Raw genomic sequence first — 19,454 nt, forward strand, 5'->3', positions numbered from 1 at the left:
ATCGGTAAAACAAAAATTAACGAAGTTTGTGAAAGCTATTTTGTTTTGATTTTTGTAATTTTAAGCAAAAATTTACACGTGAAAAATTTAATAATAGCAGTTTGCATTTCAGTTTCAGCATTCAGTTTTGCTCAGGATTATTCTGTACCGGCGGCAAGTCCGCGTCAGAAGGTTGAGCAGCAGTTTTCTATGTCCAAAATTTCTATCGACTATGGAAGACCAGGAGTGAAAGGACGTAAGATTTTTGGAGAACTGGTTCCTTACGGACAGGTTTGGAGAGCGGGAGCTAACTCGTCTACGAAAATTACTTTCGGACAGGCCGTTAATTTCGGAGGGAAAACAGTTCCTGCAGGAACATACGGACTATTCATCGTTCCTACAGAGAAAGAATGGAAAGTAATCCTGAATAAAGACTTCCAGCAATGGGGAGCTTATACTTACGATCCAAAACAAGACGTAGTAGACGTTACGGTACCGGTTAATAAACTGACAGACAAACAGGAGTGGTTTGAAATCACTTTGAATCCTACCGATGAAAATACAGGGAACCTGGTTATCAAATGGGATATGGCTCAGGCTGAAGTTCCTTTGAAACCTTCAAAATTAGACACCGTGATCAAGATTTCTGACAAACTGAAAGAAATCAAGAAAATAGAATCAGATTCTACTAAAAAGAGCTAAAGAATGAATTTTTCTGTTCAGCCTGTTTTAGAGAATGAAGAATTTCAATTAATCCCCTTACAGCAAGGGGATTTTGAATCTTTATATGAAGTAGCTTCCGATCCTAAAGTGTGGGAACAACACCCTAATAAAGATCGTTATAAGAGAGAGGTTTTTGAAAACTTTTTTAGAGGAGCTATAGAGAGTAATGGTGCTTTCAAAATTATTGAGAAATCTACAGGAGATGTATTGGGAAGCAGCCGATATTATGACTTTGATCAAGAGGATAATCATATCTTCATTGGGTATACTTTCTACGGAACAAAATCGTGGGGAAAAGGAATCAATCCTAAGGTTAAAAAGCTGATGCTGGATTATATCTTTCAGTTTGTAGATAAAGTTCATTTCCACATTGGAAAAGAAAATTTCCGTTCGCAGACCGCTTTGGAAAGATTGGGAGGACAAAAGATTGCTGAAGAAGAAGTAGCTTATTTTGCAGAACCTTCAAGAACCAATTTCGTGTATGAAATCAAAAAAGAAGACTGGGCATGAAAAAATATAAAATTCAGCAATCCCCATTTGTAGTGCCTACTACAGACGGAAAACTAATCGAAGAACATTGGGGAAATTCTACAGGGAATTCTACTATTTCGATTGCTCACATGGTAGTACCTCCGGATTGGAGCGAGCCTCATCAGACTCCGGAATTTGATGAATTTACCTATATCATTTCAGGAAAAAAGCAATTTGAAATAGACGGAGAAATCGTTGTTCTCGAAAAAGGACATAGTATTCTTATTGAAAAAGGAGCAAGAATCCGTTACAGCAACCCATTTTCAGAACCTTGCGAATACCTTGCAATCTGCCTGCCTGCTTTCTCTATGGAGCTGGTAAACAGAGAAGAATAAGGAATAAATTAATAAAATCAAAGCATAAAAAGGCAAATTGGCGAATCAGCAAATTTGCCTTTTTCTATTATTTTAATCTCTTAATAATCCGGAGAAACTCATCTTTTTTCCTCTGAGATACCTGTAAAGAAGTTTCATCGCTCATAATAATATAACCACCCCGTCCCCGGATGTATTTTTCAACATGCTGAAGATTGATGAGGTGCTGATGATGAATACGGACAAAACCCTGGTCTTTTAATGTATCTTCAAAATAAGCCAGTGTATGGGATATCATCATTTTTTTTCCTCCTTTGAAAAAGATGGACGTATAATTATCATCTGCCTGAAGACGTACAATATCCATGGTATATACATAGACAAGTCCTTCCATGGTTGGCAGTGCAATTTTGCTCTGTTCTACAGGGTTTTTAATATGCTGAAGCAGAGCAGATAATTGCTGTATTTTATTTTTATCTTCTAAAAGTTTGGCAACCCTGTTTACTGTAATGATCAGTTCATGAATCACAATGGGCTTTAGAAGATAATCTACCGCATGATGTTTAAATGCCTGTACAGCATACTGATCATAAGCTGTAACGAATACGGTATAAAAATGAATGTCCGATATTTTTTCAAACAGTTTAAAACCATTTTCAACGGGCATATTGACATCCAGAAATACCAGTTCTGGAGATGTTTCTCTAATGACTTCCACAGCCTGATTCACAGAATCTGCTTCCCCGATTATTTCAACATCCGGGCAATATTTTGATAAGAAACGAAGAAGGGTTTCACGTGATTCCTGTTCATCATCTACCACGATAGATTTTATTTTGCTCATAGAAAAGGAATATTTTTGATGGTTATTTTCACAATTGTTCCCTGTACTTTCGTATTTGTAGTACTTTTATCCATAATCTCTGTAGAAATAGAGGTTCCATACAGCTCATTAATCGCGGAAATTCTGCCGGCAGTAATTTTTAGTCCCATGGATTTATAATCATCTGGCCTGCTGTCAAATTCACGGGCTTTTTCAAATCCTACACCATTGTCTTCCACAATACATATAATGGAATTTTCACTTTGGCTGCAGGAAATCCTTAGAATTCCTCCGGTTTTTAAATGTCTCAATCCATGGCTGATCGAATTTTCAGTATACGTTTGAAGAAGCATGGTAGGAATTTTGATCTGCTCCAATCCCGGTTCTACAGAAATATCATAGATGAAATGATTTTTAAAACGCATCTGCTCCAGCTCGATATATGTTTTCAGCATAGCCATTTCTTTCTCAATCGTATTCCAGTGTTCTTTGGAATGGGTGAGGGTTTTCCGTATCAGGTCCGAAAAGGCGGCCATATAATAATTAGCGTTCAATTCATCTTCTTTGCCATAATAATTCTGAATGGCATTCAGAACATTGAAGATAAAATGAGGGTTGATCTGGGCACGGAGCGCCTGCATTTCCAGCTCCGCAATCATCTTTTTCCTTTCTGTTTTTTCAGCTTCTTTTTTGCGGATAATATTGACGCGGTGTCTGTAAATGACGATCATTAAAATCAGTAGTAAAAGAAATGCTCCTCCCATAAACCAAAGTTCTTCCCAAAAGGGAGGCTTTACAACAATAGCAAGTACTGCAGGGGTTTTATTCCAGATATTGTTTTTTCCGGAAGCCCAGACGTTGAGATGATAGCTGCCGGGCTTTAAAGCTCCCAGATTTAAGGTACTTTCTTCTGTGATTACCGTATCATTTTCTGCTCCGGACAGAAGATATTTATACTTAATATCCTTCTCATCCAGATAAGAAATAGCGGTATAGGAGATTTGAGCATTATTCTGGTTGTATTTCAGGCTGATTTTTTTAGGATAATAAACGATACTGTCTTTAAAAGATGCTTTCAGAAAGTACACTTTGTAAGGCTGGCTTCTGCTTACCTGATCCTGATTGATGACAATAATCCCATTTGACGTAGCAAGAAAGGCTTTTCCTTCCCCGAATGTAATAGTATTGATCATGTGGCTCGGAACTCCATCGGCTGCCGAAAAGTGGTAAATAGAGTAGTGCATGCGATCATCAAAAGTGACTCTGGATAATCCTTTGTCTGTATTAATCCACAGCCTTTCTTTCTCGTCTATATAAGCTTTTTCGCAGATATTACTGATGAGCCCATTGGTCTTATTTATCTTAATTACTTTCTGGTCATCACGAATAAAAATACCATCAGAATGAGTACTGATAACAAGTCTGCCTTTCAGGAAATTCAGCGATGTTATCCGGTTTCTGCCTAAAGCAGGATCCTGGATGAATTTTTTTAAAGCCGGATTATAATAAAATAATCCCTGTATTGTTCCGAGCCAGTAGATTCCTTTTGCATCAATGGCCGCTGCCGGGGCGGCTATATTGGTACTCAATACTGGCAACAGTCTAAATTTTCCTTCTTTAAGGTCATAAATAAGATGATTCTTTTTTTCTGTACTGGTATAGCTTATCAGTACGGTATTATTTCTGATGAAGGCTGATTTTTGAGAAAATTCCAGAAGTTTTGTGTATTGATTTCCGGTCAGACTGCATTGGTATAAACCTCTGTCTGTTCCGACAAAAAGTGCATCTTTATTAATAGGTAAAAAATACCGTAGTCTGTTCCATTGTCCGTCACCCAGCGTATATAATGGTTTGAAACTGTTTTTGTCTCTTATCATAATAGCACTGTTGCTATATCCTGCAAGAAGTTTTCCTCCCGGCAAATATTTTACAGCTAAAACATTATTATCTATAAGCCCATCAGCTGTGGTATATATAAAGGTTTTATTGGCCGGCTGCATATAGACACCTTCATTGGTTGGGTACCAGCAATTACCCTGTTTATCTATAAAACTGCTATAGCTTACAATGTCTTTCATGGCAATATAATATGGATTTTGACCTGCCGGCCGATCAGGATCGTATTCCAGAATTCCACTTGTGGTACAGCACCATATTTTATTGTTTTTACCTATCGTAAGGTCGATAATATTGCTGGGTAATTCAATTTTTTTAATCAGAGGTGTAGTTCCTTTAAATACAATGTCATACAGTGTTTTTAAATTTCTTACATACAGATGGCCATTCAGATAAAAACTGGCTCTTACAGCTTTTTCCTTAAATGTGTAAATGGTTGTCAATCCCGGATTATCTTTCCTTATAATCTTTTTCAAAGTAATGTAATAATTATTGCCCTGATCAGAAAAATGCAGGTGGGGAGATTGTGCTGTGCTGTCTTTGGGATTGGAAATGCTGTTTTTACCTATAATATATTTCTTATGCTGATCAGAATAAAGATCCCATCTTGGAGCAATGTCGTAAAAATCGATTCCTCTTTTTTCCATGAGGCGGCACAGCTTATCATTCTGTACAGAATATACTTTTCCATTATAAATGTAGGTAGGGCTTCCGTTATAGGTGCTTACCCACAATCGCTGCCAGGAATCTTCCCATGCCTGAAAGGTTTCATTGTCCGGAAGTCCGTGATTACTGGTGATGGTCTCAAAATGATGCCCGTCAAATCTGGAAATTCCCCAGCTTGTACAAAACCAGATAAACCCTTTGCTGTCCTGATAGACAGAGTATACCGTATTGCTGGGTAATCCGTCACTTAAGCTATAGTGACGAAGTTGCGGCTTCTGACTGTACATCAGGAGGCTATGAAACAGCAGGAATAATATGAGACGGTAATGATACATAGTTTTCAGGCTAATATAGAAAAATCTCCAGAATGAGAAATACCTGAATGTGTCATATTTACAGCTCTTTTTCTCATTGAAACCATCAAAATACTCGTTTAGGTTTTTATCCTGCTCACTTGCTCATTAGTTCTTTTTTTTTCCTTAAAAAAGAGACAACTTGTACCTGTTTATCGGTAATGGCATCCCGTGATAATCAAAGAATGCCATCACAAAAATATTATCTTATGAAAAAAACTTTAACTAAGATCTTTCGATCATCAGACTCATTTTTAAGAGGAAGAAAAGCTGGTTTTCTTCTTTTTGCTGCCTTATTTTGCAGTACGGCTTTAAGTGCTCAGATAACAGTAATTACGGATCCTGGTGTTCCGTCTGTTCCAGTTTCCGGTACAAAAGTAAATGTAACCAGACAGTTTGTTGGAGCTAACGTGCCTGGATTTGTACCTTCTCCTGTATCATTGGAAATCAAGTCGGGTTCAACACCAGAAACCAAAGTTTTTACAACAACCCAAACTGATCCTCATATCTATACGTTTCCATTACTTTTTTCACTTCCGGGATATCCACCGTCAATCCGAACTTTCAAAGTTTATTTTCCTAATCCCGGGCTGACAAGTAAATACTATCCGGTTCCAACAGCCATTGGAGGTTCTACTACGATTATTCCAGGTTGCTGGTCACCTGATATGGATCGCGGATTATACTATGATATTGGTCCCACTAACAGCTATGGATATGGGGTAACTCTTACCCGTACCGCATCTACAGAATATCTTCTTCAATGTACTAAATTTCTTTGTAATGTATGTCAGCCATGTCCTCCTGTGATTTCAACGATGAGTAAATCAAATACAGCTGAACAGAACAAAGCTAAACTTTATCCAAATCCAAGCAACGGATTATCAGAACTATTATATACTGCTTCAGGAAGAGAAACCATTACGGTAATGGTTGCTGATATTGCAGGAAGAACGGTATATGGATATAAGACGGATATTGAAGCCGGAGCTGCTAAACTGCCTATTGATATTCAAACCTCATTATCAGGAACCTATTATGTCAACTGGAGTTCCAGTAACGGAAGCTCAGGTTCATTGCCATTGATAAAAAAATAAATATGTACCGGTAAAAACTAATATTGATGAGAAGGCGCACTTTAGTGCGCTTTTGTGATTTATAACCTTGAAAACCTTATGGATACTGTGTTTTGTGAAATATTTACTCCAATTGATAGCAGTTGTTTTTGAATTATTTTGTAAGTTCGCGGACTTAAAAAAATGAACTAATTAATATCTATGAAAAACAAATTATCAATTGTACTCATGCTGGGAATCACACTTTCTACCACTTCATGTGCTAGTATTTTTACCGGAACTCAGGATTCAATCGCTTTTTCTTCAAATCCTGAAGGAGCAAAAGTATTTCACAAAGGAATAGAAAAATGTACAACACCTTGTACTACTAAGATTCCAAGAGGTTTAGGTAAGCAGATGATTGCATTTGAAAAAGAGGGATTTGAGAAGAAAGAAGTAAAACTGACAAAAACTTTTAATGCCGTAACGTTACTGAATATCATTTTGGGAGGAGCAATAGGAGTGGGAATTGATGCTGCTACAGGATCTTTGACCAAATATTCTCCAAAAAAATATGATGTGGAGCTGCAGGCTAAACCAGAGTAAGCTTAAAAATATAAAAGTAAAAAGGCAGATTCAGAAGTATTGAATTTGCCTTTTTTATGTTTATTTTAAAAGTTCTTTCAGGAACATCAGCGTATGGTTCCAGGCTCTTTTGGCCATTGTTGGATTATAATCCGGTGATTTTGGATCGGTGAATGTATGTTTAGAATGAGCATACGTGATAATCTGCCAGTCAGCGTTTCCTTCGTTCATTTCTTTGATGAGGTTGTTGTAATCATCAGGAGTAACGCTTTTATCATCTGCCGGATTTTCAACAAGGATTTTAGCACTTAAAGCTTCATTTTTTCGGCTCTGATCTCTGGCAAGACTTCCATGGATAGAAACCACTCCTGCAACAGGCAGATGTCCTCTCGCTGATTCTAATGCTCCGGTGCCTCCGAAACAGTAGCCAATAACAGCTACTTTGTCAGAAATTGCTCCATTTTTTTTCAACTGTTCCAATGCCAGCGAAATTCTTTTCTGATATTCCTGATAATTTTGTTTGTAATATCCCGAAGTTTTAGCGGCAGATTCATTGTCAGCCGGAATCTTTCCTTCACCATAAATATCTGCGATAAAGGCAATATAACCTTGCTTTTCAAGTTCAATGGCAGCTGTTTTAGCTTCTTCATCAATACCTTTCCAGGCTGGAAGAATCAAGACTCCCGGAAGTTTTTTTCCTGCATTGGAGGTAATGAGACCATTCAGTTTCTGTGCGCCATCCTGATAGGATACGGTTTTTAGTTTTTGACTGAAAAGGGTTCCTGAAGCCATAATCATTGTGGTTAATAAGATGGAACGTATCATAATTAATTGTTTGTGAATTAGTGAATTGTAAGACCGTATTAAAGGTAAGGAAATATTTAAAAAGCGCTAAACTTCAACTCCGAATTTCTTTAATTCTTGTGTTAAATCTGTATCCGGAGAAACCTGAATGGTAGTAAATCCCAGCGATTTTGCCATTTCAATATTCTTCTTATTATCATCAATAAAAACCGATTCCTCAGCCTTGATGTTATATCTTTCCAGAAGCACATGCCAGATTTTAGGATCAGGTTTAATTAGTTTTTCTGTTCCTGAAACGACAATTTTGCCTTCGAAGATCTGGAAAAAATCATAGTTTTCCAATGCGTAAGGAAAGGTTTCTTCCGACCAGTTAGTCAGTCCGAATAGGTTATAGTCTGTATTTTTAAGCTTTCTGAGAACCTCTACATTTTGGGGAATATCGCTTTTCAGCATTACCGTCCAGTTGTCATAGAAAGCGCGGATTTCTTTTTCCCATTCCGGGAATTTTTTCACCTGAATTTCTGTTCCTTCGGCAAGACTTCTTCCTCTGTCCTGTTCAATATTCCATTCATCCTGAGCAATATGTTCAAGAAAATATTCCATTTTTTCATTATCATTAAAATAATCTTTGAAATAATATCTCGGATTCCAGTCCATGAGTACGCCTCCGAAATCGAATATGATGTTTTTTATTTTCATAATTAATATTGTTGTGAATTACTGCTGAGAGTGATTTTACATTTAATTTCTGCTTTTATTTATTCCGGTCTGTAAAACTGATATTGCCCATCCTGATAATAGGCATTGATATGCTGAAGTCCATTGGTCAGGATGATTTCCCTTGCTCCGATGATGGAGTTGTATCTGGCGGTCTGCTCGAATGTTTTTTCTGTTAATTTGATTTGAGGAGCTTTACATTCAATCAGAATTACGGGTTCTGTTTTTTCTGTAACCAGAAGGTCAATACGTTTGGTAAGACCGTTCAGGACAATTTTTTTTTCGGTGATCAAGGCTGATGTAGAATAGGATTTTACAGTAAGATAATAATGTATCCAGTGCTGCCTTACCCATTCCTCAGGAGTGAGCAGAAGATAAGTTTTACGAACCAAATCATAAATAAAAAACTTATCTTTGTCTTTCTTGAATTTAAAATCAAAAGTTTCCTGAAAATTCAGTTTTGGAAGTTCCATTAATAAGATGAAAGAATTAGATTTAATCCTCAAAAATATTAAAAATAAAGAAGTTTTACCTATTTATTTTTTCCACGGAGAAGAAGCCTACTTTATTGATCTCGCTGTAAAAGCCCTTGAACACAACTTTTTGGAAGAAGATGAAAAAGCTTTCAACCAAACGGTTACTTACGGAAAAGACACGTCTTATCAGGAAGTTCTTTCTTTGGCAAGACAGTTTCCGATGATGGGAGATAAGCAGGTGATTATTGTGAAAGAAGCTCAGGATTTAAAACTTAATGAAGAGGAAAACAGAATTCTGGAATCTTATGTAGAGAACCCTGTTCCTTCTACCGTATTGGTTTTTGCTCATAAGCACAAGAAACTGGACAGCAGAAAAAAGGCTGCCAAAGCCTTGGATAAAGCTAAAGCCCTTTTTTTGAGCGAATCTGTAAAGGAAAGTAATCTTCCCAAATGGATTTCAGATGAGTGTACAAAGCTTAAAATCAATGCAGCCCCCAATATTTCTCATCTTCTGGCAGAATATCTGGGTAACGATTTGTCAAGAATTGCGAATGAGCTCAACAAATTAAAAATCATCCTTAAAGAAGGGGATGTTCTTGACGGAACAATCGTTGAAAACCACATCGGTATCAGTAAGGAGTACAATATTTTTGAACTTCAAAAAGCTTTAGGAACTAAAAATGCCAATACTGCCTTTAAAATAGCCCATTTTATGGGTAAGAATCCGAAGAATAATCCTTTTGTCATGATGCTGGCAAGCCTGTACAATTATTTTTCAAATGTTATTATCTATCAGACTATGGCGGGGCAGTCTCCACAGGCTATTGCGTCACAGATGGGAGTAAATCCTTATTTCATCAAAGACTATGCGGAAAGTGCAAGACTTTATCCCTTAAAACATGCGACGAGAGTCATTTCTATTCTACGTGAATTCGATATGAAAGGAAAAGGACTTGGAGCGGTGAATATGGGCGAAGCAGAATTGATCAGAGAGTTGGTATACAAAATTATCAATGTAGATAAGATTAAGATGAAGGTGTAAGGCGTGGTGCCGAGTTGCGAGGTAACGAGATTCGAGATAGCAGATATGTGATTCGAGGGGTTAAAGGATAAAGTTTTAATTTTTTATACCGAACCAAATCTCAGAACCCAACAATACCTACCATTGAAATTCAACATATCAGATATTGACAAGTATCATTAAAATAACTTTAAGGAGAAATTAAAAATTCCGAAATTAGCAGTCTTAATTCAAATTAAATCTTTTCGAACAAAGTAAATTATGGAGCAAAACATTTTAGATTGTGTGATCGTTGGATCTGGGCCTTCTGGCTTCACCGCTGCTATCTATGCAGCAAGAGCAGACTTGAAACCTGAATTGTATACAGGTCTGGAGCCGGGCGGACAATTAACAACTACTACTGAAGTTGACAACTTCCCAGGGTATCCAGCCGGGATTACAGGTCCTGAAATGATGATGGATCTGCAAAAACAGGCAGAAAGATTTGAAACCAAAGTTCATTACGAAATGATCACTAAAGCTGAGTTCTCTAAGGAAGTTGGCGGTGTTCACAAATTATATGCAGGAAACAAAGAAATCCTTGCCAAAACAGTCATTATCTCTACAGGAGCTACTGCAAAATATTTAGGTCTTGATGACGAGAAAAAATATGCAGGAGGTGGTGTTTCAGCTTGTGCTACATGTGACGGATTCTTCTACAGAGGAAAAGACGTGGTAGTAGTAGGAGCGGGAGATACAGCTGCAGAAGAGGCTACTTACCTTGCAAAACTTTGTAAAAAAGTAACTTTATTGGTAAGAAAAGACGTTTTCAGAGCTTCAAAAGCAATGGTTCACAGAGTGGAAAGCACTCCGAATATTGAAGTGAAATTCCACCATGAATTAATCGGGATTGAAGGAGAAAACAGTCTGGTAGAAAGAGCTGTAATCATTAATAACCAAACTCAGGAAAAATCTACTGTGGATGTAGAAGGGATCTTCATTGCAATCGGTCACAAACCGAATACAGATATCTTCGTTGGTCAGGTAGATCTTGATGAAAACGGATACATTGTTACTGAAAAAGGTTCTTCAAGAACGAATCTTCCAGGAGTATTTGCTGCCGGGGATGTTCAGGATCATATCTACAGACAGGCTATTACAGCTGCAGGAAGCGGATGTATGGCTGCAATGGATGCAGAGAAATATTTAGCTGAATTACACTAATCCTATTCAGTTTTACAATACAAAAAAAGCGTACCCGATGGGTGCGCTTTTTTGTTCTTATATACCTATTGTTGGGTAATCGCAAGGACGCAAAGGTTTTTCTACTTTATGTAAAGTTTTTAAGGCGCAGGAAAATCGAAGATTTTCAGCAAAGAGTATACGTCATCAATTTTATCGGAGATAAAATCTTTGCGCCTTATAACAGTCTTTTTTAATACTACTTGCGTCTTTGCGTTTCTCCAACAGTATTTTTTTTGTTGGGTAATCGCAAAGGCGCAAAGGTTTTTCTACTTTATGTAAAGTTTTTAAGGCGCAGGAAAATCGAAGATTTTCAGCAAAGAGTATACGTCATCAATTTTATCGGAGATAAAATCTTTGCGCCTTATAACAGTCTTTTTTAATACTACTTGCGTCTTTGCGTTTCTCCAACAGTATTTTTTTTGTTGGGTAATCGCAAAGGCGCAAAGGTTTTTCTACTTTATGTAAAGTTTTTAAGGCGCAGGAAAATCGAAGATTTTCAGCAAAGAGTATACGTCATCAATTTTATCGGAGATAAAATCTTTGCGCCTTATAACAGTCTTTTTTAATACTACTTGCGTCTTTGCGTTTCTCCAACAGTATGTTTTTGTTGGATAATCGCAAGGGCGCAAAGGTTTTTCTACTAGTTTTAAGGCGCAAGAAAATCAAAGATTTTCAGCAAAGAGTATACGTTATCAATTTTATCGGTGATAAAATCTTTGCGCCTTACAGCAGTTTCATATATGCTTAGCGCCTTTGCGTTTTTCCAACAACTTTTATTAAAAATTCAAGAAAGATCATTAAACAACTAACAAAAACATTGATATATTTGTGAAATTGCAAAACGATTTGAATTTGCATACAAAGAAACTATCAACTGAATAAAAACGAATAAAAAATGAAAAGAGTAACCGCTATCGGAGGAATCTTCTTTAAGTGTAAAGATCCGGAACAAGTAAATGAATGGTACAAAACCCATCTGGGATTACCAACCAGTCCATATGGTGCCAAATTCGACTGGAAAGATGAAGAGTCTGATAAGAAAGGATACACACTGTGGAGTCCTTTTAAAGACTCTACCCAGTACTTTGAGCCTTCCACAAAAGAATTCATGATCAATTACCATGTAGAGAATATTGAAACTTTGGTAGAGGAGTTAAAGAAAGAAGGGGTAACGGTTCTGGATGAGGTCGCTACCTATGAATACGGAAAGTTTGTACACATCCTTGATCCGGAAGGAAACAAGATCGAATTGTTCGAACCAGCAGGAGAGTAGCCGGCTTGATTTTACCAGAAAACTTCTGAAATCCGTATTACTAAATATATTAGAACTGAAGACGTAATCATTCCCCTCCTTTGGAGGGGTGGCGAAAATTCAAAGAATTTTTGACGGGGTGGTTTTCGAAAATTCTCATCTAAAATCACTTCCAGCCAGTTTGGAACGGTCTCCAGGTAGTTATGAAACCCTCTCCAGACCCTTATGGAAGGGGCTATAGAGGCTTCGGAAGGGGGTAAACGGAATTTTTGAGATAGACAATAAAAAAACGACCTCCACTGGAAGCCGTTTTTTATTCTTATATAGAAGAGATTATCCCTTTTTTAGTTTTGCATTTTCTTCTTTTAAAGCTTTAATCTGCTCTTTCAGAAGGTTAATGTATTCCTGCTGATTTTCCAAAAGATAATTGGGTACATTGCAAAAAAGATTATAATTAATACTTGCATTATCATTAAGACTTGAGCTGTCATTAAGGATAGCATTTTGAGTCTGCGCTTGAGAAACTCTTTCCTCTTTAATATCTTCCACAGAAACATTTAAAGCTCTTGCCAGTTTCTCCCATTCATCATCAAATATTTTAACGTCTCCACTTTCTTTTCTGCTGTAGTTGGAGACATCGGTTGCCAGAATATCAGCAATCTGCTGCTGAGTATAACCTTTCTGCTTTCTTATAGTTCTTAGTTTCTCCATTGTCATAGGGTAGCTGTGTTTTTACAAATGTAGTGAAAAATGTGTGTGTTTGTAAATAGAGGTGTAAGTTTTGTCGTAAAAACGCCTTTCTATAATAGGATTCCCCCAAAACAAAGGCGTTTTAGATTTTTATATTAAAACTTTAGCGAAAGAGTGAAAAATAATTCCCCTGATTCCTAGTCTATTATTAAGTTTTGTTAAAATTTGTGTGGGAAAAGTTTTGCAGAAATTAAAAATCGTTCTATATTTGCACCACTGAAAACAACGGTATAGCCGGAGTTTAGGGAGAGTTGGCAGAGTGGTCGATTGCGGCAGTCTTGAAAACTGTTGACTGTAACAGGTCCGGGGGTTCGAATCCCTCACTCTCCGCAAAAAACCCTATAAACACAATGTTTATAGGGTTTTTCATTTTTAGGTGCTATTTTCGGTGCTAATATATGATACTAAATTTCTCATCCCTTTAAAAAGATTAAAAGATTTCTTCTTAACGTTGAAAGAAAGGTAATTTTGTGTACTACCGCATAATTCTTGATGTTTCTATATTTTTATCACTGCAGAAACCATGTATCAAGCATTCGTAACCACATGTTGTCATTCTTCTTGAATTCTACCAAAGAGTCTTAAATGAATTCTGTGCTCTCTTTAAAAATAAAAATTCCGCCTGGGGTACTTAAAACTCTATGTAACTACGGTTAACAAAGAGTTATTTATTTTATGGATGGCTAAAAAGGCGGTTTGTATTTGAAATTACACTATAGATAATGCGACTCGATATTTTCTTTATCATTACTATAGACGCTAATCTTACTTTTCATTCTGCTTCTCAATTTTTCATCCTCTATTTTGTAAAGAAAGAGAAAGAGTTATTTAAATGTCTTATCCTGAAATAGTTTTACAAGAAGCTAATTTAAAATAACAAAAAAACTTAAACAAACAACAGTTTGCAGTCCTCTTAGTAGAGTTTCCTAGAAGATACGAATATTCAGTAATCATCAAAATACTTGATGCAATATATAGGGGTATAATCAGCAAGCTTGGAGCGTGCAAAAAGCAAGGGCTCAATAGAAATACGAACCATTATTAGCTGAAAAAAATCATAATTTAGTAAAGGTCTTAATTTGTTTTCTACATAATAATTAAGGATAAGTGATATCACCTACATCAGGACACTTGATGGGTTCAGTTATTTAAGTCTATTACTGATGCTTGTTCATGAAAAATCGTTATATCCCACTTTAGAGTCAATAGGCCGTCTCAATGCCTCACAAATGGCGTTATCTGAAAGAAAAAAAGAATCGGAATTTACCTCTTATTTATCATTCCGACTGCGGAAACAATTCGATTTGTTCCAGAATTTTAATATGTATTTTGCTTGTAAAAACACACGACGAGTTTCTTAGATTTAAAAATCAAATATTGTAACTCATAAAATATTTATCATTAAACGTGAACTAAATAATTATATCAAAAATAATTTCTTCCAACTAGCTACTGTGTTTCGGCTTAATTTAAAGTGAAGAGCTAGTTGAGAATTATTTAGCTCATTTTTTCTCTGATAATCTAATATCTTTAAAATATCAGATTTTCTGTATGAACGGTGTTTTTGATTAAATTGTTGATTATCTATTCCGAAAATTTGACGATTAAGTTCTAAGATATCAAGTACTGACATGGAGGGTTTATCGAATATAACTTGAAAGTCCTCTTTTCTATTCGGATATTTTTTTATTATGATATCCAAATAAATACGTTTATAATCAGGTATTATATTTTCTTTTTTTTTACTCATTTTCATAAATCTTTCAGAGAAATTTTTATTCTTTGGGAGAGGTACTTTTCATTTTTTATATTGTGGTGTTTTGTTTCACTAAAAATTTAAAAACTCAGAAAAAAGCTCATTCCTATATTTTATTATTTCTTCGTTGCCCGTAATCGAGGGAATCGAAACCAGAATATCCATTATTTTCTGAAGGGAATGATAATCAACATTATCATTTAACAAGCACTTTTTTATTTCTTCTATTTTAACGTTTGGTGTTGATATTACCAATAATTTATTTTCTAGTGCGGAGATAAAATCTGATATCATTATTCTTTTTTTTAGTTTAATACTTACTAATCCACTTATACAAGGTCGTTTTTGGAATTTTATATTCATTAATCACTTGCAGTTTTGTCATTTCACCGGTACTTATTCTCTCCAAAATAAAATCTATGATTTCTTTGGTGTAAATATTCTTTCGGAATTGAGGTAATTCAGATTTTTGAAGTTTCTGTTGTTTATCAAAAGTTTCTGTTCTCGGGGAAGGAGCGTACAGAATCAAATGCTGGGTATAAATCCTAAAGAAATCATACTCGAGCAACTTGCTCCATTTCAAAAGAATCTCCGTGTCCAGACTTTCTGCATTATACATTTTTTGAACATCTGACTCATCACATTTGATAAAATTACAGATGCGGGATAAATCTATCCCGCTTTCTGCAACTTTAATTTTCAACAATGATCCGATGTGGTTTTTTTTGAAATTCATCATAATTAATTTTAATGATTATTATCTGTAAGTAGCTGATAGCAATTAGCTTTTTGCTTTCAATACTTCAAGATGTGTGATTAAAATATTACAAGTACTTACTTAATGTAAAATTTCATTAACACACTACATGGCGAGGTTGCGTTGTGATGTGATTATTTATGATCCATTTGTGTATTTAGAATCGGAAAGCGCAATTAAAATGATGTTACCACTTTTGAATCTATGTTGAATTATATGTACAAAGACAAAACAGAACTACCAGCAAAGTAGATAATAGAATCCGAACTATTCTTTTCACAGTTTTCTGTTATCAAAAGAAATAATATTATACGGCTATACATTTGTGTAAATTTGCTTTTGGGGAATTTATATGCATTAATTACTTGGAGTGTTGTCATTTTTCCATGATCTTTCTCATCCAATTCCTCATTTTATTTCTTTAATAATGTAAATCACTACACAACCTAAATCTTCTGCACCGTTACATTAGTTACATTTCCAGTACCAGAAGTTCCGATTTCATCTTTCAAAATAACGCCTGTGGACGTAGGTCCACTTGATGGACTTAAAGTAGGCGTCGTTGCGGATTGAATAAAAGTAAATCTTACTTGGTAATTTGCTGAAGGAACTATGATTACTGTGCTATAGCTATAGGTGTCTCCTATTCTTTGAGTAGAAGTGTAAGAAAGAAGATCGCCGTTGGCTTGTGATGGCCAAAAGCTACCCCTCCCTATGTAATTATTACCATTACGAATACCTAGTATTACATAATTTTTACTCTTATTATATACTCCTGCTTGTAGCGTAACCAAATAATTTCCCGGTTGGGTAAATGTCAAAAAACCAGATGAAGTATTATAATTGAAAAGAGAAGATGTTATTATAGGAGTGTCAAAATATAGAGGAAGTGGCTCCTGTCCAGTTGAACTTGTATTAAATGTATATTGTTGATCCGCTTTTAATTGTGCATGAAACATACGGTAGGTTTCATCAGCTTTATTAACTGCTTTTATGACGCCATTTGCGTCAACAACCATATTTCTGTCTGCCACAGCATCTCCATCTTGCAATCCTGTAAGAGCAAGGGTATTTATATCACTGGTAGTAATGGTTGTAGGAGTTATCAAGTTGCCACCCAATTGGATATTGTCATCGGTTTTCGTTAGTCCATTGTTTGCCGTTGTGTTGGATGAATCTGAACCCACTCCAATTTTCACCCATTCTCCTACCGTACCTTTAGTAGAATCAAAATAGTAATAACCTCTTTCGGTAATGTTTATCGTTTTGAGGCTTGCGGTTCCAACCGATGCTGTTACAAATACTATAGTACCATTCTGATCTGCATTATAGGAATTGTCTTTAGCTTTCAGCTCTTCACCTGTAAGCCGAGGAGCAGTGATACCATCAGGTTTGGTAAGGTCTGTTGGTTGACCGACTACATCTAAAGTAGCTTTTGGTTCCGATGTATTGATACCTACCTGTGAGTAAGCAACTCCTCCAATCAAAAGAGTGCTCAAAAGAATAATGTGTTTTCTCATGTGTTTAATGTATTAATTGAAATATTATGAATCTTAAAAATAATCCTCTATTTTATTTGTTAAAAGTGCGATGCAAATATTACATAATAAAAAATAACAATAGGTATTACATAGATGTTACATTGCTCAACATATTGATAATCAAAAAACTAATATCGTATTTAACTCTCTTTGATCAATATTAAAACAATTTATTGAGTTCTATAATCTCAGCAAGTGTGTTGTTGGAGATTAAAAAAAAATAAAAATCTACCATTGTCACATTTATGTATGGTGTTTTTTTATAGACCTAAGCACCGTAATAATTATCATTACCATTTAATAGGCTGATACTGAAAATGTCATTTAAGGCAAAAGAAGATATTACATATATATTTCATTATATAAATATTTAATGCAATAAATATTATATTTGTGTTGTTTTTTAGATGATAAAATCTACATTACGGATAAAAAATCTTATGGGTAATATCTTTGTCACACCTATTTTAAAGCCAAGTGTATCTAAATTATTTAATATTGCCCAAAATTTAATAGGTTTAAGGTGATTTTATAATCTTTTCGCTTTAGTAAATATTTATTCAATATGCTTATAAAAGACTTCAATAATTTAAAATTAATTATGATAAAGATTATTTTTTTCTTTTTTCCTGTTTTTTTACTTGGACAGCAAAAAATCACATCGCAGTATATTGAGTCTGAAATAAAAAAAGTACATGCTGTTAAAGAAACCGGAAACACAAATGAGTACATAAAGAAAAATACTATTTTGCTAAGAGATTCTAAGCAGATCAATTACTCTAAAGGTATCGCAACAAGTGCTTTGAATTTTTCTGACATCTATTTTCTTTTGGGTAATTATAAAAAAAGTTTATACTATCTGGAACTGGCAAAAAAAGAAAAATACACAAAGGATAATATAGATATGCAAGTAGATATCAAGATGCTCTATAGTTATAACTATAGTGTAATAGATCTCTATCAGGAGGCAATTTCAGAACTTAAGGAAGTTGTTGTATTATCTGATGAAATTAAAGAAGACAGTCTGAGAATCTATGCCAAATCGAAGGCGTACAGTGTTATTGGTGCGGTTTATCTAGAAAAAGAACAGTTTGATTTGGCTACCCTATATATGAAAAATGCTGTTAATGTTATTGAGAAATCAGAAACACCAGGTAACAAGCTACAGAGATCATTAATTTGGTATTACTTGGTACTAGCCAATGTGAAAATCGAAGAGAATAAAATTGATTCAGCAGATAAATATGTTAAAATAGCAGAAGCTCGTCCAAAAAAATTATTCGGAAATAATAATTTTAAACTATATGAAACGAAGGGGAGGATTCATGATAAAAGAAAAGAATATAAATCGGCAATTGATGATTATCAAAAAGCCTTAAAACTAGCTGAGAAAACCAATATAGCAGCTGCAATTGCTTTGTATAAATTAATTTCAGATGTTTACACAAAGTTGGGAAACAAAGAATCTGCCACGGAATATCTCCAAAAATACACTTCGATTAGCGATAGTTTGGCAAATGCCAAGCAACCTACACTTGAAAGTACGGTAAAACATCTAATAACTCAAAAAGAAAAGGGAATAAAAGACAATAATAAATTTTTATTCTACGGAGTATATATTGGAGTTTTTGGCTTAATTCTCTTTATTTTTTTCATAGCAAAAAGATTATACAAGAAAAATAAAATTTTAAGTACAAAAGAACAAGAAAGACAGTTACTGAATCAAAAACTTAACATCGCTTTTGAAGAGGTTGTACAATTGGCAAAAAGTAACAATCCTGAATTTCTCACAAGATTTCAAGAAGTATATCCAATTTTTTTTCAAAATTTACTACAGATAGAACCTCAACTCCTAAATACGGAATTAAAATTTTGTGCGTTAATATTTCTCAATTTTTCAACTAAGGATATTGCTTCTTATACTTTTGTACAACCTTCATCCATACAAACCAGGAAAAATAGATTGAGAAAAAAATTAAATATTCCTTCGGATGAAGATCTTTATGTCTGGATGAAAAATATAAATACTAAAATCTGATATGGAATGCAGGAAAAGCTGGTTAAATTTACATACTAACATAAAGATCAGCAAATAAAAATCATAGGTTGGTATAATATTAATTCCTTAGTGCTTTAGAGAGCAAAATTTTTTATGGTATTGTTAAAATAAAATAGATTTTATATTTTTGGAATAAAAAAAATGGATTGTCCAAAATGCCATAGTTCTTCTA

18 protein-coding genes and 1 tRNA gene are annotated in these 19,454 nt (G+C 34.9%); 10 read left to right on the top strand and 9 right to left on the bottom strand.

Annotation, left to right across the window (positions count from 1 at the left end; genetic code table 11):
• Positions 1-78: 78 nt before the first annotated feature.
• From CQ046_RS07450 to CQ046_RS07460, 3 genes are read left to right on the top strand one after another with little or no spacing between them, the layout of a single operon-like run.
• On the top strand, positions 79-681 hold the full coding sequence (locus CQ046_RS07450) for a DUF2911 domain-containing protein (RefSeq protein WP_034696226.1): 603 nt from the start codon (positions 79-81) through the stop codon (positions 679-681).
• Between the two features lie 3 nt (positions 682-684).
• A complete protein-coding gene (locus CQ046_RS07455; protein WP_105701647.1) occupies positions 685-1,212 on the top strand; it encodes a GNAT family N-acetyltransferase in 528 nt (175 codons plus the stop codon).
• Positions 1,209-1,568, top strand: coding sequence for a cupin domain-containing protein (locus tag CQ046_RS07460; protein WP_105701648.1), 360 nt, complete (start codon positions 1,209-1,211; stop codon positions 1,566-1,568). Before CQ046_RS07455 ends, CQ046_RS07460 begins: the two co-directional genes overlap by 4 nt.
• Before the next feature lie 67 nt (positions 1,569-1,635).
• Here the strand turns inward: CQ046_RS07460 and CQ046_RS07465 are convergent, their stop codons facing one another.
• On the bottom strand, positions 1,636-2,391 hold the full coding sequence (locus CQ046_RS07465; RefSeq protein ID WP_105701649.1) for a LytR/AlgR family response regulator transcription factor: 756 nt from the start codon (positions 2,389-2,391) through the stop codon (positions 1,636-1,638).
• The gene (locus CQ046_RS07470) at positions 2,388-5,267 is read right to left on the bottom strand and encodes a sensor histidine kinase (RefSeq protein WP_105701650.1); all 2,880 of its coding nucleotides are present in this window, start codon (positions 5,265-5,267) and stop codon (positions 2,388-2,390) included. The genes CQ046_RS07465 and CQ046_RS07470 overlap by 4 nt, the downstream gene beginning before the upstream one ends.
• Positions 5,268-5,494: 227 nt before the next feature.
• Between CQ046_RS07470 and CQ046_RS07475 the strand changes: the two genes are divergently transcribed.
• The gene (locus CQ046_RS07475; RefSeq protein ID WP_165790481.1) at positions 5,495-6,382 is read left to right on the top strand and encodes a T9SS type A sorting domain-containing protein; all 888 of its coding nucleotides are present in this window, start codon (positions 5,495-5,497) and stop codon (positions 6,380-6,382) included.
• Between the two features lie 180 nt (positions 6,383-6,562).
• Positions 6,563-6,946 carry a PEGA domain-containing protein gene (locus tag CQ046_RS07480; protein WP_105701652.1) on the top strand — a complete coding sequence of 128 codons (384 nt, stop codon included), beginning with the start codon at positions 6,563-6,565 and terminating at the stop codon, positions 6,944-6,946.
• A 60-nt stretch (positions 6,947-7,006) separates the two neighbouring features.
• Here CQ046_RS07480 and CQ046_RS07485 read toward each other — a convergent pair whose 3' ends face one another.
• From CQ046_RS07485 to CQ046_RS07495, 3 genes are all read right to left on the bottom strand, one after another.
• Positions 7,007-7,750, bottom strand: coding sequence for a dienelactone hydrolase family protein (locus CQ046_RS07485; RefSeq protein ID WP_105701653.1), 744 nt, complete (start codon positions 7,748-7,750; stop codon positions 7,007-7,009).
• 66 nt (positions 7,751-7,816) lie between these two features.
• Positions 7,817-8,428 carry an HAD family hydrolase gene (locus CQ046_RS07490; RefSeq protein WP_105701654.1) on the bottom strand — a complete coding sequence of 204 codons (612 nt, stop codon included), beginning with the start codon at positions 8,426-8,428 and terminating at the stop codon, positions 7,817-7,819.
• Positions 8,429-8,487: 59 nt separating this feature from the next.
• A complete protein-coding gene (locus CQ046_RS07495; RefSeq protein WP_105701655.1) occupies positions 8,488-8,919 on the bottom strand; it encodes a type I restriction enzyme HsdR N-terminal domain-containing protein in 432 nt (143 codons plus the stop codon).
• 7 nt (positions 8,920-8,926) lie between these two features.
• Between CQ046_RS07495 and holA the strand changes: the two genes are divergently transcribed.
• The 3 genes from holA to CQ046_RS07510 all read left to right on the top strand — a co-directional run bounded on the left by holA (position 8,927) and on the right by CQ046_RS07510 (position 12,440).
• Positions 8,927-9,964, top strand: coding sequence for a DNA polymerase III subunit delta (gene holA, locus CQ046_RS07500; protein ID WP_105701656.1), 1,038 nt, complete (start codon positions 8,927-8,929; stop codon positions 9,962-9,964).
• A 240-nt stretch (positions 9,965-10,204) separates the two neighbouring features.
• A complete protein-coding gene (gene trxB, locus CQ046_RS07505) occupies positions 10,205-11,146 on the top strand; it encodes a thioredoxin-disulfide reductase (protein WP_105701657.1) in 942 nt (313 codons plus the stop codon).
• A gap of 916 nt (positions 11,147-12,062) precedes the next feature.
• Positions 12,063-12,440 carry a VOC family protein gene (locus CQ046_RS07510; RefSeq protein WP_105701658.1) on the top strand — a complete coding sequence of 126 codons (378 nt, stop codon included), beginning with the start codon at positions 12,063-12,065 and terminating at the stop codon, positions 12,438-12,440.
• A 312-nt stretch (positions 12,441-12,752) separates the two neighbouring features.
• Here the strand turns inward: CQ046_RS07510 and CQ046_RS07515 are convergent, their stop codons facing one another.
• A complete protein-coding gene (locus tag CQ046_RS07515; protein ID WP_317046999.1) occupies positions 12,753-13,130 on the bottom strand; it encodes a helix-turn-helix transcriptional regulator in 378 nt (125 codons plus the stop codon).
• 284 nt (positions 13,131-13,414) lie between these two features.
• Between CQ046_RS07515 and CQ046_RS07520 the strand changes: the two genes are divergently transcribed.
• A tRNA-Ser gene (locus tag CQ046_RS07520) sits at positions 13,415-13,499 on the top strand.
• A 1,090-nt stretch (positions 13,500-14,589) separates the two neighbouring features.
• Here CQ046_RS07520 and CQ046_RS07525 read toward each other — a convergent pair.
• The 3 genes from CQ046_RS07525 to CQ046_RS07540 all read right to left on the bottom strand — a co-directional run bounded on the left by CQ046_RS07525 (position 14,590) and on the right by CQ046_RS07540 (position 17,181).
• A complete protein-coding gene (locus CQ046_RS07525; RefSeq protein WP_105701673.1) occupies positions 14,590-14,919 on the bottom strand; it encodes a transposase in 330 nt (109 codons plus the stop codon).
• Positions 14,920-15,235: 316 nt separating this feature from the next.
• On the bottom strand, positions 15,236-15,661 hold the full coding sequence (locus tag CQ046_RS07535; RefSeq protein WP_105701674.1) for a transposase: 426 nt from the start codon (positions 15,659-15,661) through the stop codon (positions 15,236-15,238).
• 467 nt (positions 15,662-16,128) lie between these two features.
• A complete protein-coding gene (locus tag CQ046_RS07540) occupies positions 16,129-17,181 on the bottom strand; it encodes a hypothetical protein (RefSeq protein ID WP_123906585.1) in 1,053 nt (350 codons plus the stop codon).
• 643 nt (positions 17,182-17,824) lie between these two features.
• On the opposite strand from CQ046_RS07540, the gene CQ046_RS07545 reads away from it, so the two are divergent.
• Positions 17,825-19,261, top strand: a complete 1,437-nt coding sequence (locus CQ046_RS07545; RefSeq protein ID WP_165790482.1) for a tetratricopeptide repeat protein — start codon at positions 17,825-17,827, stop codon at positions 19,259-19,261.
• Positions 19,262-19,454 lie beyond the last annotated feature (193 nt).

The sequence above is a fragment of the Chryseobacterium sp. MYb7 genome, from assembly GCF_002979455.1.
Taxonomy (GTDB): Bacteria; Bacteroidota; Bacteroidia; order Flavobacteriales; family Weeksellaceae; genus Chryseobacterium.